Raw genomic sequence first — 317 nt, forward strand, 5'->3', positions numbered from 1 at the left:
AGGGGCATCGCTGGCAGTATCGTTATGATGCCGACACGCTGCAACTGACGCAGGTGATTAACCCGCAGGGGGAAACTTACACCTACACACTGGATGCCGATGGGCGGGTTATCACCGAGCAGGATTACGCCGGCACGCAGTGGCATTATCGCTATGACCGGTCGGGGAACTGCATTGAAAAGCGGGACGGGGAAGAGAACGTAACCCGCTATGATTATGATGCTGCCCGCCGGCTGACGACGCTGCGCGCCCCGGAAGGGACCACCCGTTATCATTACGACATCCTGGGCCGGCTGTTAACCGTGGACTCCCCGGAC

General features: G+C 59.6%; 1 protein-coding gene. It reads left to right on the forward strand.

Going from position 1 to position 317, the window contains the following annotated elements:
• On the forward strand, nucleotides 1–317 hold a 317-nt coding region (locus tag Phpb_RS11675), incomplete at both ends, for an RHS repeat domain-containing protein (RefSeq protein ID WP_205634768.1).

The sequence above is a fragment of the Photorhabdus namnaonensis genome, from assembly GCF_001684335.1.
Classification (GTDB): Bacteria; Pseudomonadota; Gammaproteobacteria; order Enterobacterales; family Enterobacteriaceae; genus Photorhabdus; species Photorhabdus namnaonensis.